Source organism: Zymomonas sp., from assembly GCF_020216885.1.
Taxonomy (GTDB): Bacteria; Pseudomonadota; Alphaproteobacteria; order Sphingomonadales; family Sphingomonadaceae; genus Zymomonas.
On record NZ_JAIWON010000095.1, the window covers coordinates 1 to 11728 of the forward strand.

Sequence of the window (11728 nt, forward strand, 5' to 3'; positions counted from 1 at the left end):
GTGATGGCTTCTGTGACCGGATGTTCGACCTGAAGACGGGTATTCATTTCGATGAAATAGAATTGCCCATTTTCATATAAGAACTCAATCGTACCCGCGCCGCGATACTGCATATCGGACATGGCCTTGGCAACGATACCGCCCATCTCTTCGCGTTGTTCTGCAGAGATAACGGGTGAGGGGGCTTCTTCTAGCACTTTTTGATGGCGGCGCTGTAAGGAACAATCGCGTTCACCCAAATGGATGGCCTGACCTTCGCCATCTCCAAAAATCTGGAATTCGATATGGCGCGGGGCGGCCAGATATTTTTCCATATAAATGGTGTCATCACCAAAGGCAGCTTTAGCCTCGGATTTGGCTTGTGCCATCAGGCTTTCGAGTTCGCCTTCGCTTTGGACGACTTTCATCCCGCGACCACCACCACCGGAAGCCGCCTTAATCAGCACAGGATAGCCGATTTCTGCCGCGACAGCCTTGGCTTCGTTGATTTCGTGAAGGGGCCCGTCTGATCCCGGAACCAGCGGTAGGCCGAGTTTCCCCGCCGTCCGCTTGGCTTCGACCTTGTCGCCCATAATACGGATATGTTCCGGCTTGGGCCCAATCCAGATCAATTCATGGCTTTCGACGATTTCCGCAAAGCGGGCATTTTCAGACAAAAAGCCATAGCCCGGATGAATAGCATCGGCACCAGAAATTTCGGCAGCAGCGATGATATTCGGGATGTTCAGATAGCTTTCACCAGCGGGTGCGGGCCCGATGCAGACAGTTTCATCCGCCAAACGGACATGCATGGCATCGTCATCGGCAGTCGAATGCACCGCTACCGTTGCGATTCCCATTTCATGACAAGCACGATGGATACGAAGGGCGATTTCACCACGATTGGCGATAAGAATTTTTTTGATGGCCACGGAATTACTCTATTACCACCAGCGGCTGATCGAATTCGACCGGCTGGGCGTTTTCAACCATAATTGATGAGATGATCCCGCTTTTGGGTGTTATGATCGGATTCATCACTTTCATGGCTTCGACAATGAGCAGGGTTGCACCTTTTTCGACCTTGTCACCGACATGGACAAAATTAGAAGCGCCCGGTTCCGGTGCCAGATAAGCCGTACCAACCATAGGCGAATAGACTGTGCCGGGATGATTCGCGGCTTCAGCAACAGGTGCCACCACAGGCGCGGCCGGTGCTGTGTTCATCGCTGCCTGCTGCATCGGGGCAACTGGAATAGTCTGTGGCTGGGCATAGACGGTAGCGTTGCGAACGACACGAATACGGCGGTCGCCATCCTGCACTTCAATTTCAGTCAGGTTCGTCGCATCCAATAAAGTTGCGAGTTGATTCACTAATTCGGGATCGACTTGCATAGCTTCTTTGTGTTTTTCTGTCATTCTTACGCTCACGAAAATTATTCCGGCTATCCGGCATTTATTAATTGTTAAGGCATAAACTGTAATAACCGGATAGTTATACGGTTTCTGCCATGTCAGAGCTTGGCGGCGGCGTCCAGCGCAAGAGAGTAACTTTCTGCGCCGAATCCGGAAATTGTCCCCAATGCGGCCTCTCCGACATAGCTTTTATGACGAAAAGCCTCGCGGGCATGGGGATTGGAAAGATGCACTTCAATCACCGGCACCGTTATAGCTCTGATCGCATCATAGATCGCAACGGACGTATGCGTATAGGCCGCTGCGTTCAAGATAACGGCCTTTGCCTTTACAGCTTGAGCCTCCTGTAGCCAATCAATTAATGCCCCTTCGTGATTAGATTGTCTTATCTCGACGGTAACATCAAGTTTTTCTGCTTGAAGTTTTAATTTGTTAGCAATGTCTTCTAGCGTTTGATGCCCGTAGATCGTCGGTTCGCGTAATCCCAAGAGATTAAGATTAGGCCCGTTTAAAATAAATATGGTCGGCTTTTTGGCCATGATGTTACTTCCGGTTGCGAGTAGGGGTAAAGGCTCTTTATAGAACAGGTTAGATTTCTTAGGCAAAGGCAGCTTTTCATGAGTGATAGTCTCATCAATATCAAGCTAAATGGTGAACCTCATCAGGTAAAAGCCGGAATAACGATTGTGGCTTTGGCACAATCATTAGGCTTGAATCCGGCCAAGGTGGCTGTTGAACGCAATCTCGAAATCGTGCCGCGCTCTGAACTCGGCAATGTAACTGTTGAATCGGGCGATCAATTAGAAATCGTCCATTTTGTTGGCGGAGGTGATAATTTAATGTCTGATGATAGCTGGTCTGTAGCAGGCCATACCTTCAAATCCCGCTTAATTGTCGGCACCGGTAAATACAAAGATTATGCCCAGAATGCGGCAGCGGTAAAGGCCGCAGGGGCTGAAATCGTGACTGTGGCTGTGCGTCGGGTTAATCTGACTGACACATCTGCCCCGATGTTGACCGATTATATTGATCCAAAAGAATATTGTTTTCTGCCTAATACGGCTGGTTGCTTTAATGCTGAAGAAGCTGTCAGAACCCTGCGTTTGGCACGAGAAGCCGGTGGCTGGACTTTGGTAAAGTTGGAAGTTTTGGGCGAAGCCCGCACCCTTTATCCCGATATGGTCGAAACCTTGAAGGCAACTGAAATCCTTGTCAAAGAGGGTTTCCAGCCGATGGTCTATTGTAGCGATGATCCGATTATGGCGAAGCGTCTCGAAGAGGCGGGGGCTGTTGCTATTATGCCTTTGGGTGCGCCTATCGGTTCCGGTCTGGGATTACAAAATCCGGTGATGTTGCGTCTGATTGTTGAAGCCGCGAATGTACCCGTTCTGGTCGATGCCGGTGTCGGCACCGCTTCTGATGCAGCGGTTGCCTTGGAATTGGGCTGTGATGCCGTTTTGATGAATACGGCCATTGCCGAAGCTAAAAATCCGGTGTTGATGGCACAGGCGATGAAATCCGCCGTTGAAGCAGGGCGTATGGCCTATTTGGCCGGACGTATGGGAAAAAGGATGTATGCTGATCCGTCCAGCCCGTTGGCGGGTCTGATCTAGTATTCTATTAGAATCAAAAAACAGGAAAAGCAGGCCAAAAGCCTGCTTTTCTTTTTGGGGTCGGTTTTAGGCTTCAAAAACCGGAATAAGATGCTCGCCTTTCGGTGGTTCTGAAAAATATTCATTTACCAAAGCGCGCCATTGCGGCAGGGCATCTGATTTGCGGAAGCCTTCGACATGGGCTTCTATTGATTCCCAACGGATAACCAGACAAAAGCGGCCGTTATGTTCGTGAGAGCGGGTCAGAGTCATGCCTTCGCAACCCGGAGAATTGAGAAATAATGGTTTTGCCTTTTCAACAGCAGCGATAAAAGAATCTTCTGAATTTTCCTTAATAGGAATCTGCAAGAATTCATAAATCATACAACAACTCCCAATCTCTTTAGCAAAGAATCATAAGTTTGTTAAATTTTCCTGTAAATTGTAAAAAGCCTTTGCGGTAAAAATTTTTATATTTCTGGGAACCTATTTCTCTTCTCCTTCGTTGGTAAAGTATTGATCGAATGTTGATGGTTTCACTTAAAGAAAAGCGGCTTTATTTTAAGTCGTGTTTAAGTGTCTTAATTAAATGGAGGAGGTAGATATGTCAGGCACCTACAATAAAATTAAAGGGACTGCACAGAAAGCCGTCGGCGTAGGCAAAGAAGAAGTCGGTAAGGCGATTGACGATCCCGAATTGCAGAGCAAGGGTATTCTTGAGCAGGCTCAAGGTGCAGCTTCAAAGGCGTTCGGTAATGCCAAGGAAGCTATCAGTGATGGTATTGATAAAGCCAAAGATGCTTTGGAAGACCTGAAAGACAGCGCTCAGGAAAAATTTGAAGATATTAAAGAATCTGTCGAGAAAAAGACGAAATAACGTCCGGTAATACTCATATAGCTTATATCCTATAATTTCACCCTTATCCCTGAATTCCTTGGGCGTCGGTTTTCTTAACCGGCGCCTTTCCCCATTTTGGAATATTTTATTTTAGAATTTTGATTGGTGAGGGAACGGGTCACTTTCTTATGATTTGGGGATGATATAGAAGCGGCACTCATTTTGTCGCGTCTTTTGGCCTTTTGCTTGCTAAAAAGATGATTCTTGTTCATGTCATGCGTGACAAGGTCAGGAGATCAAGCTGTCCTGACCCGACTATCGTTTATAGCGATGGATTTTCCCAACAGGCTTCTTTTTGAATTCAGGTTTCATGACTGCTCATTCTTCACGCCCAGATAGACGCACATTCGCTATTATTTCCCATCCTGATGCCGGTAAAACAACGCTTACCGAAAAATTGCTGTATTTCGGTGGTGCTATCCATCTGGCCGGTGAGGTGAAAGCCCGTGGTGACAATCGCCGCGCGCGTTCAGACTGGATGAAAATCGAACAGCAACGCGGTATTTCGGTTACCTCTTCGGTGATGACCTTTGAATATGATGGTTTGACCTTCAATCTATTGGATACACCGGGGCATGAAGATTTTTCCGAGGATACCTATCGCACTTTGACCGCCGTTGATTCTGCGGTCATGGTCATTGATGCTGCCCGTGGTATTGAAGCCCAGACCCGTAAATTATTCGAGGTTTGCCGCCTGCGGTCGGTGCCGATTATTACCTTTATCAATAAAGTGGATCGTGAAGGCCGACCTATCTTTGAATTGCTCGATGAGATTGCCGATCAGTTGGCTTTGGATGTTAGCCCGATGGTTTGGCCTGTCGGTATGGGTGGCCTGTTTGAAGGGCTTTACGATATTGAGCATAAGAAGCTGTTGAAGCCGTCAAAAGAAGATAATCATGCCTATCGCGGGGATGCGACGGTTATTTCCGGTTTGGATGATCCCAAATTGGAAAGCCTTATTTCAGAAAATGCTCGCCAGAATTTAAAAGAAGAAGTCGAGTTAGCGGAAGTCGGTTATGCCGAATTTGACGAAAAAGCCTATCAATCTGGCGATTTGACACCAGTCTATTTTGGGTCGGCTTTGAAAGATTTTGGTGTTGAACAGTTGATTTCTGCCATTGCGCGCCATGCACCGGGCCCTCGACCACAGCCTGCTGACCCAGAGCCAGTAAACCCCGATGATCCTTCTGTGAATGGTTTTATCTTTAAAGTGCAGGCCAATATGAATCCGGCACATCGGGATCGTGTGGCCTTTATGCGGCTTTGTTCTGGTCGGTTCCGCCGTGGTATGAAGTTGAACCAGATTGGGACAGGGAAAGCAATTTCCATTCATAGCCCGATTTTGTTTTTTGCCCAGAATCGTGAAGTTGCCGACGAAGCCTTTCCTGGGGATATTATCGGTATTCCGAACCATGGCACTTTGAGGGTTGGCGATACCTTGAGCGAGAATAGTCAGGATTTGACCTTTACGGGGTTGCCTGACTTTGCACCTGAAATTTTGCGGCGTGTTGTTTTGTCTGACCCGACAAAATCAAAGCAATTACGAAAAGCGCTGGATGATATGGCAGAAGAGGGTATTATCCGCGTCTTTCATCCAGTAATCGGCGGGCAGTGGATTATCGGTGTTGTCGGGCAGTTGCAGTTGGAAGTCTTTATTTCTCGATTGGATGCCGAATATCGGGTGGCTGCGGCATTGGAACCGTCGCCATGGCAGACGGCACGCTGGCTGTCTTGTGATGATCCCAAAATATTGGCCAATTTTATCGCGACGCATCAGTCTTCCATTGCAGAAGACCGTGATAAAGCCCCGATCTTTATGGCAAAAGATGGCTGGGAATTGAATTACGTTTCCGAACGTAATAGCGATATTCGTTTCTTGGCCACCCGTGAAAGACGCTAATGGATATAGAGGCGATAATCTTTATATTCTTGTAAATGTTGCGTTAAATTACTTTTACAAGCGCGATTTATTCAATAGTGAAATGGCGTGTTTACCTTGCAATGGATAGATAGGGACGCGCCATTTTTCTGAATAAGTCTTTTTATTATCTGTCGGGCTTTTTAGCTGGAAGCCTCGCCATGATAGCCCCGCTCCATGCTGAAACGGGTGATATTTTACAGGATAGCGACCCTTTGGGAGCGATCTGCACTGATCGTCCAACCAAATCATCGGCGGCTTGCACTGTCCCTAAAGGGCATTGGCAAATAGAAGCGGATGTTACCAATTATAGTGAATCCCGTTCCGGCAATTTGAATAGTCAAACGCTTTTGGCGACAAACCCGACTTTGAAATATGGCATTAACAGCTATATGGATTTTCAGGTTAACTGGGTTCCTTATAGCCAAATTTGGACACAGGATCGTGTTACCCATGAAAAACATAATTATGGCGGGTCGGGCGATGTTATTATGCGTTGGAAAACCCGATATTATGAAGATGACCGTTTTAGTTTAGCGGTTATCCCCTATGTGAAAGCGCCCGCAGCGGGGCATAAAATCGGTAATCGTCATTGGGAAGGGGGCATGGTCGCGGCGGCCAATATCAAATTGCCAGCCGGATTTTTGCTTACCTTGGCACCAGAAGTTGATATCGTTTTGAATGATGACAATAAGGGTATGCATGCGGCGATGCAGAATGTGTTCAATCTGGCGCGTCCGCTGACCAATCGTTTGACCTTGATTGGTGAATTATGGTCGGCGACCAATTTTGATCCATCAGGAAAAACAACCCAATATTCCGCCGATAGTGCGCTTGTCTATGCCCTGACCCAGACAATCCAGTTAGATATTGGTGCGAATGTCGGTTTGAATAGGGATACACCTGCCGAGCAAATATATTTGGGAATTAGTAAAAGATTTTAGGCTGATTGTAATAAAGCAAATAATATTATTTTAGGATAAAGTAATTTTTTGTTGGGGCTAATTTACTTTTTCCTATTTGGGAACAGACAAGACCTGTTTTTTAATATTCCCTATTACATGCTCTTAAGAAAGGCTTTCCAAAATGAATAATACACGGCCTCCATTTCCGCCTTTCTTAACAAAAGAAGCGGCTGCAATCAAAGTGCGACTGGCTGAAGATGCATGGAACAGCCAAAATCCAGAGAAAATTGCCTTAAGTTATACGGTTGATAGCTATTGGCGTAATCGCAGTGCGTTTATTCAAGGTCGTGAGGCGATTATCCAATTTTTGCGTGATAAATGGCTAAAAGGACAAGAATATCGACTAATTAAAGAGCTATGGAGCTTTTCCGATAATCACATTGCGGTACGCTTTGCCTATGAATGGCATAATGACGGCGGCCAATGGTTTCGTTCTTATGGGAATGAAAATTGGGAATTTGATGAAGCGGGACTGATGCGGCGGCGTTTAGCCAGTATCAATGATATGGCGATAAAAGAAAGTGAACGGCTCTTTTCTTGGCCGATAGGTCGCCGACCCGATGATCATCCTTCGCTGAGTGAATTGGGCTTGTAAGAATCTTGTTCACTTTTTTAAAAATATTTTACCGCATATAATTTTATCCGCGATAACGCAGATGATCGATGAGAAGTGAGAGAGCAGGGGAGTGTTTACGACTGGGATAATAAAGATGATATCCTGAAAAAAGTGGACACCAATCTTCAAGAACTCTGATTAACCGTCCGTTTTGAATATGGGATAAAACTGTATCTTCGGGTAGATAGGCTATACCCAGCCCATCAAGCGCAGAATGCAAGCGCAAGTCTAGATTATTGAAAGTCAGCTGCCCTTCTACCCGAATATTTATTTTTTGATTATCTTTCTCAAGATCCCATGGGAAGATACCTCCATAGGTCGGAAGACGAATATTGATACAATTATGTGCCATCAGATCATGGGGTGATTGGGGTTTTGGGTGTTTTTGAAAATAGGCTGGCGAGGCAACAATAGCCATACGCATATCTGCACCTATTTTTATGGCAATCATATCCTTTGCTACCTGTTCACCTATTCGGATACCAGCATCATACCCTTGTGCGACAATGTCAGTTAGGCCGTAATCGACAATTATTTCAACATTTATATCTGGATAGTGAGGCAGAAACGAATTGAGTGCGGGCTGGAGAATAGAAAGGGCAGAGTGTTCCCCTGCTGTGATCCGAAGGCTGCCTACAGGCTTGTCTTTCATTGCAATCAGGTCAGCCAGCTTGGCTTCGATTTCAGTAAATCTGGGCGCTAAGGTTCTATAAAGATGTGTGCCTGCTTCTGTCGGTGTCACGCTTCTGGTTGTGCGTCTTAGTAGTTGTATACCTATCCTTTCTTCAAGTGCGCGTATTGTCTGGCTTAGAGCCGACTGTGAAACACCAATTTTCGCGGCGGCACGGGTAAAACTGCGTTCGTGAGCTACCATGGTGAACACGGCTAAATCATTGAAATTTTCTTGTGCCATTGATTAGCCCTACTAATGATAACATCCCGATTACCCTATCTAATCCCCTGATCCAAGACCGCCTATTTATGAAGAACCTTTCCCGCTTTGGTGTGTCCAGAAGCGTAAAGATATAAAATTCAGGAGATTCAAAATGGCGACATGGCTTATTACAGGATGTTCTAGCGGCCTTGGTCATGAAATAGCCAAAGCCGCGCTTGATGCGGGTCATAATGTCATTGTTACCGCCAGACAATCTAAGCGTTTGCAGGATTTTGTTGCGAATTACCCTGATAGAGCCTTAGCTGTTGATTTAGATATAACCCGCAAAGACCAAATTGATGCCGTGATACAGGCTGCAAATACAGCTTTTGGCCAAATTGATATTCTGGTGAACAATGCCGGATATGGATACCGTGCGGCTATTGAAGAAGGTGATGACAAAGAGGTCAGCAATCTTTTCCAAACGAATGTCTTTGGCGCTGTTTCCATGATGAAGGCCATTCTTCCTACGATGCGGGAAAAACGACAGGGCATCATCGTTAATATTTCTTCGGTTGCGCCTTATATAGCGAGCCCAGGATCGGGGTATTATTCTGCTACAAAATTGGCCTTGGAAGGTGTCTCTGCGGCTTTACGTAACGAGGTTAAATCTCTTGGCATTAAGGTGATGACTGTTCAGCCCGGTGCTTTCCGCACAGATTTTGCAGGGCGCTCCCTTCATGGAGCAAAAACGACTATTGCGGATTATGATTTGACAGTAGGACCGCGCCGTAAATCCAATGATACCACAAGCGGTAAAGAACTGGGTGATCCCGTCAAAGCGGCTCATATTTTACTCGATGTCATCACAGGGAGTAATTTGCCTGATCACCTTCTTTTAGGAAGTGATGCCGTCAAATGGGCAAAAGATGCGATCTATGACAAATCCCAAGAAATTAACCGATGGGAGGCCGTTAGTAAAAAAACAGATTTTTAAAAGGAAATCAGCTTTTTACTTTCTGTAGCTTAAAGGAAATTATCATGGAATTTCGTGTTTTAGGGCAAAATCTTAAAGTATCCTCTATTGGTCTTGGCTGTATGGGAATGACTGGTGTTTATGGAGAAAAAGCCGATCATACCGCCATGGTGAAGCTGATTAGGGAAGCCTTTGATTTAGGCATTACATTTTTTGATACAGCTGAAATCTATGGCCCTTTTGTTAATGAAAATTTGGTTGGCGAGGCGGTCAAGCCCTTTCGAGATCAGGCTGTTCTTGCAACCAAATTCGGTTTTGATATCGATATGGAAACGGGTGAAAGGCGGGGCGGCACGAATAGCCGACCGGAGCATATTCGAAAAGTTGTGGAGGCTTCGCTTAAAAGATTACGGACAGATTATATCGACTTGCTTTATCAGAATCGTGTTGATCCCAATGTCCCGATTGAAGATGTTGCGGGCGCGGTAAAAGATTTAATTGCCGAAGGTAAGGTCAAGTATTTTGGATTGTCTGAAGCGGGTATCGAAACCATAAAGAAAGCGCATGCGATACAGCCGGTAACAGCGCTTCAGAGTGAATATTCGTTATTTTGGCGGGAGGCCGAGCATGAAATATTGCCGCTATGCGAAAAACTTGGGATTGGTTTTGTGCCATTCAGTCCATTAGGTGCCGGATTTTTAACCGGACAGATTGATGAAAACACAAAATTTGATCCCAGTGATTTCCGTAATCTGGTACCGCGTTTTTCACCGGAAGCGCGCAGGGTCAATATGGCGTTGGTCGATATCGTAAAGAACTATGCCAAACAGAAGAAAGCAACAGCGGCGCAGATCGCTTTGGCTTGGTTGCTCGCTAAAAAACCGTGGATTGTACCTATTCCTGGCACGACAAAATTATCCCGATTGCAAGAAAATATCGGTGCTGTTGATGTTGATCTGTCAGTATCGGATATGGTCGCGATAGATAAAGCCATATCGGCTATACCGATACAAGGCGATCGTTTGCCAGAAAGCTATTTAAAAATGACGGGTTTATAGAAATGAACCCTTGCCGAGTATATGAAGATCAGAAATTATAGATTATTTTCAGTGATGCCATTTTCTAAATTTGGCATCGCTTTTTTATCCTTGGCACCAAAGATAATCATTATTTTGCTAGATATAAAATGGCGGAGAGGGTGGGATTCGAACCCACGGTACGCTTCCACGCACGACGGTTTTCAAGACCGTTGCCTTAAACCACTCGACCACCTCTCCCGCTTAGAAATGCGATCGTCATCAATCAAATCGATGTGGAAGAGGCTCTGTAGCAGCATAAATCCGATAAGGGAAGCCTTTTTTCTGGTGAATAAGAGATGTTAAGGCTTTCTCATTTTGGTATTTTTTCTCTATATAGAGCGTGACTGATGAAAAGAACGCGTGATTTTGGGGCTTTATATCTAGAGATAATAAAAGGATAACGCCCCGTTCGGCGAATGACGTTCTTTTTTTATCAGTTTATTCCGGTTCTATTTGAAGAATAGTCTTGGTTATCAAGTGATATTCTGAACAACAGCTAGGCTTAGGCAGATATGATGGTGCGTGTATTTCAGTCAGGGAAAAGAAAATTATTCTGTGCTGTCGCCCAATTTTTTATTTTTTGTCTTTGTCCCGTTTTTTTTATTATGTCGCCGCTTTCAGCCGCCGTTATTCACACAACGCTGCCTTATTGGGCATCGATTAGTGCCAGTGAAGCCTTTATGCGGAGTGGCCCCGGAGCAAATTATCCCGCGATTTGGCATTATCAGCGGCCTGATTTGCCTGTCAAAGTGATTGCCCGTCATGAAAATTGGAGAAAAGTGGAAGATATTGACGGGGCGACGGGATGGATCGCCTCGGCTTTACTTTCTGACAGGCGCACCGCGATTTTGAATTCTGTTGGTATCCAAAATTTATATGCAGAGCCTTCGGCAACCGCGTCAGTTATTTGGCGGGCTGAAAATGGTGTTATTGGTCGTGTTTCAAAATGTCGTGAGAATTGGTGCTTATTCAACATTCGTGGTCAGACTGGCTATATCAATAGCCGCAACCTATGGGGTGTCGATCCCAATGAAGAGATCAAATGATCCCTTCTCGCGCTTTAACACTAAATAATATTTGTTTTGTTAACAATTTTATCGTTTTTTTGTAGAAAACGGCAAAATAATTATCTTCAGTGACGGAAAAAATATGGCTGTTTTTAGAGTGAACTGCTCGACCCTTCGCAAGTTATTATGCGTCACTGTTCTTTCTGTCGCGTCGCCTCTTGTCGCCAGTCCTCCTTTACCAACGCCGATGGCTTTGTCTTCACTGGAAAGTGGAGAATGGCGGATTTCTGTGCTTCCGAAAGGCATGACGGATGTCTGTCTCGGTAATCCACATCAGTTGATGCATAGTGCCATTCCGTCAGGCCAATGTGATGCGTTGGTGGTGGATAATAAGCCAGATATGGCGAC

General features: G+C 45.5%; 13 protein-coding genes, 1 tRNA gene and 1 pseudogene. 9 read left to right on the plus strand and 6 right to left on the minus strand.

The window, feature by feature from the left end; genetic code table 11:
- The 3 genes from LDL18_RS05130 to aroQ form a co-directional block, all read right to left on the minus strand.
- Positions 1-911, minus strand: a 911-nt coding sequence (locus tag LDL18_RS05130; protein WP_296507443.1) for a biotin carboxylase N-terminal domain-containing protein, incomplete at its 3' end; no start/stop codon positions are given.
- 4 nt (positions 912-915) lie between these two features.
- A complete protein-coding gene (accB, locus tag LDL18_RS05135; RefSeq protein WP_296507465.1) occupies positions 916-1398 on the minus strand; it encodes an acetyl-CoA carboxylase biotin carboxyl carrier protein in 483 nt (160 codons plus the stop codon).
- A gap of 95 nt (positions 1399-1493) precedes the next feature.
- Positions 1494-1934, minus strand: coding sequence for a type II 3-dehydroquinate dehydratase (aroQ, locus tag LDL18_RS05140; protein WP_011240620.1), 441 nt, complete (start codon positions 1932-1934; stop codon positions 1494-1496).
- A 78-nt stretch (positions 1935-2012) separates the two neighbouring features.
- Between aroQ and thiS the strand changes: the two genes are divergently transcribed.
- Positions 2013-3008: a sulfur carrier protein ThiS gene (thiS, locus tag LDL18_RS05145; protein ID WP_296507445.1), complete on the plus strand. Its 996-nt coding sequence runs from the start codon at positions 2013-2015 to the stop codon at positions 3006-3008.
- A gap of 66 nt (positions 3009-3074) precedes the next feature.
- Here the strand turns inward: thiS and LDL18_RS05150 are convergent, their stop codons facing one another.
- A complete protein-coding gene (locus LDL18_RS05150) occupies positions 3075-3371 on the minus strand; it encodes an antibiotic biosynthesis monooxygenase (protein ID WP_296507447.1) in 297 nt (98 codons plus the stop codon).
- A 220-nt stretch (positions 3372-3591) separates the two neighbouring features.
- Here LDL18_RS05150 and LDL18_RS05155 point away from each other — a divergent pair, with 220 nt between their 5' ends.
- The 4 genes from LDL18_RS05155 (at position 3592) to LDL18_RS05170 (ending at position 7363) form a co-directional block, all read left to right on the plus strand.
- Positions 3592-3864, plus strand: a complete 273-nt coding sequence (locus LDL18_RS05155; RefSeq protein ID WP_296507449.1) for a CsbD family protein — start codon at positions 3592-3594, stop codon at positions 3862-3864.
- 331 nt (positions 3865-4195) lie between these two features.
- The gene (locus LDL18_RS05160; protein ID WP_012817171.1) at positions 4196-5785 is read left to right on the plus strand and encodes a peptide chain release factor 3; all 1590 of its coding nucleotides are present in this window, start codon (positions 4196-4198) and stop codon (positions 5783-5785) included.
- 179 nt (positions 5786-5964) lie between these two features.
- Positions 5965-6747, plus strand: coding sequence for a transporter (locus LDL18_RS05165; RefSeq protein ID WP_296507451.1), 783 nt, complete (start codon positions 5965-5967; stop codon positions 6745-6747).
- Positions 6748-6889: 142 nt separating this feature from the next.
- Positions 6890-7363: a nuclear transport factor 2 family protein gene (locus tag LDL18_RS05170; protein ID WP_296507453.1), complete on the plus strand. Its 474-nt coding sequence runs from the start codon at positions 6890-6892 to the stop codon at positions 7361-7363.
- Between the two features lie 43 nt (positions 7364-7406).
- On the opposite strand, the gene LDL18_RS05175 is transcribed toward LDL18_RS05170, so the two are convergent.
- Positions 7407-8297, minus strand: coding sequence for a LysR family transcriptional regulator (locus LDL18_RS05175; RefSeq protein ID WP_296507455.1), 891 nt, complete (start codon positions 8295-8297; stop codon positions 7407-7409).
- A 133-nt stretch (positions 8298-8430) separates the two neighbouring features.
- Between LDL18_RS05175 and LDL18_RS05180 the strand changes: the two genes are divergently transcribed.
- Together LDL18_RS05180 and LDL18_RS05185 are read left to right on the plus strand one after the other, a co-directional pair.
- Positions 8431-9255, plus strand: a complete 825-nt coding sequence (locus LDL18_RS05180; RefSeq protein ID WP_296507457.1) for an oxidoreductase — start codon at positions 8431-8433, stop codon at positions 9253-9255.
- A 44-nt stretch (positions 9256-9299) separates the two neighbouring features.
- The gene (locus LDL18_RS05185) at positions 9300-10292 is read left to right on the plus strand and encodes an aldo/keto reductase (protein WP_296507459.1); all 993 of its coding nucleotides are present in this window, start codon (positions 9300-9302) and stop codon (positions 10290-10292) included.
- A gap of 129 nt (positions 10293-10421) precedes the next feature.
- Here the strand turns inward: LDL18_RS05185 and LDL18_RS05190 are convergent.
- Positions 10422-10511 (minus strand) — tRNA-Ser (locus LDL18_RS05190).
- Between the two features lie 407 nt (positions 10512-10918).
- Here LDL18_RS05190 and LDL18_RS05195 point away from each other — a divergent pair.
- Together LDL18_RS05195 and LDL18_RS05200 are read left to right on the plus strand one after the other, a co-directional pair.
- Positions 10919-11359 carry an SH3 domain-containing protein gene (locus LDL18_RS05195; RefSeq protein ID WP_296507462.1) on the plus strand — a complete coding sequence of 147 codons (441 nt, stop codon included), beginning with the start codon at positions 10919-10921 and terminating at the stop codon, positions 11357-11359.
- A 103-nt stretch (positions 11360-11462) separates the two neighbouring features.
- Positions 11463-11728, plus strand: a pseudogene (locus LDL18_RS05200) (hypothetical protein); the annotation flags it as partial.

Coding starts and splice junctions, on each gene's coding strand:
- thiS (WP_296507445.1), top strand. CDS start 2,013: ATGAGTGATAGTCTCATCAATATCAAGCTAAATGGTGAACCTCATCAG.
- accB (WP_296507465.1), bottom strand. CDS start 1,398: ATGACAGAAAAACACAAAGAAGCTATGCAAGTCGATCCCGAATTAGTG.
- LDL18_RS05175 (WP_296507455.1), bottom strand. CDS start 8,297: ATGGCACAAGAAAATTTCAATGATTTAGCCGTGTTCACCATGGTAGCT.
- LDL18_RS05155 (WP_296507449.1), top strand. CDS start 3,592: ATGTCAGGCACCTACAATAAAATTAAAGGGACTGCACAGAAAGCCGTC.
- LDL18_RS05150 (WP_296507447.1), bottom strand. CDS start 3,371: ATGATTTATGAATTCTTGCAGATTCCTATTAAGGAAAATTCAGAAGAT.
- LDL18_RS05165 (WP_296507451.1), top strand. CDS start 5,965: ATGATAGCCCCGCTCCATGCTGAAACGGGTGATATTTTACAGGATAGC.
- LDL18_RS05170 (WP_296507453.1), top strand. CDS start 6,890: ATGAATAATACACGGCCTCCATTTCCGCCTTTCTTAACAAAAGAAGCG.
- aroQ (WP_011240620.1), bottom strand. CDS start 1,934: ATGGCCAAAAAGCCGACCATATTTATTTTAAACGGGCCTAATCTTAAT.
- LDL18_RS05195 (WP_296507462.1), top strand. CDS start 10,919: ATGTCGCCGCTTTCAGCCGCCGTTATTCACACAACGCTGCCTTATTGG.
- LDL18_RS05185 (WP_296507459.1), top strand. CDS start 9,300: ATGGAATTTCGTGTTTTAGGGCAAAATCTTAAAGTATCCTCTATTGGT.
- LDL18_RS05180 (WP_296507457.1), top strand. CDS start 8,431: ATGGCGACATGGCTTATTACAGGATGTTCTAGCGGCCTTGGTCATGAA.
- LDL18_RS05160 (WP_012817171.1), top strand. CDS start 4,196: ATGACTGCTCATTCTTCACGCCCAGATAGACGCACATTCGCTATTATT.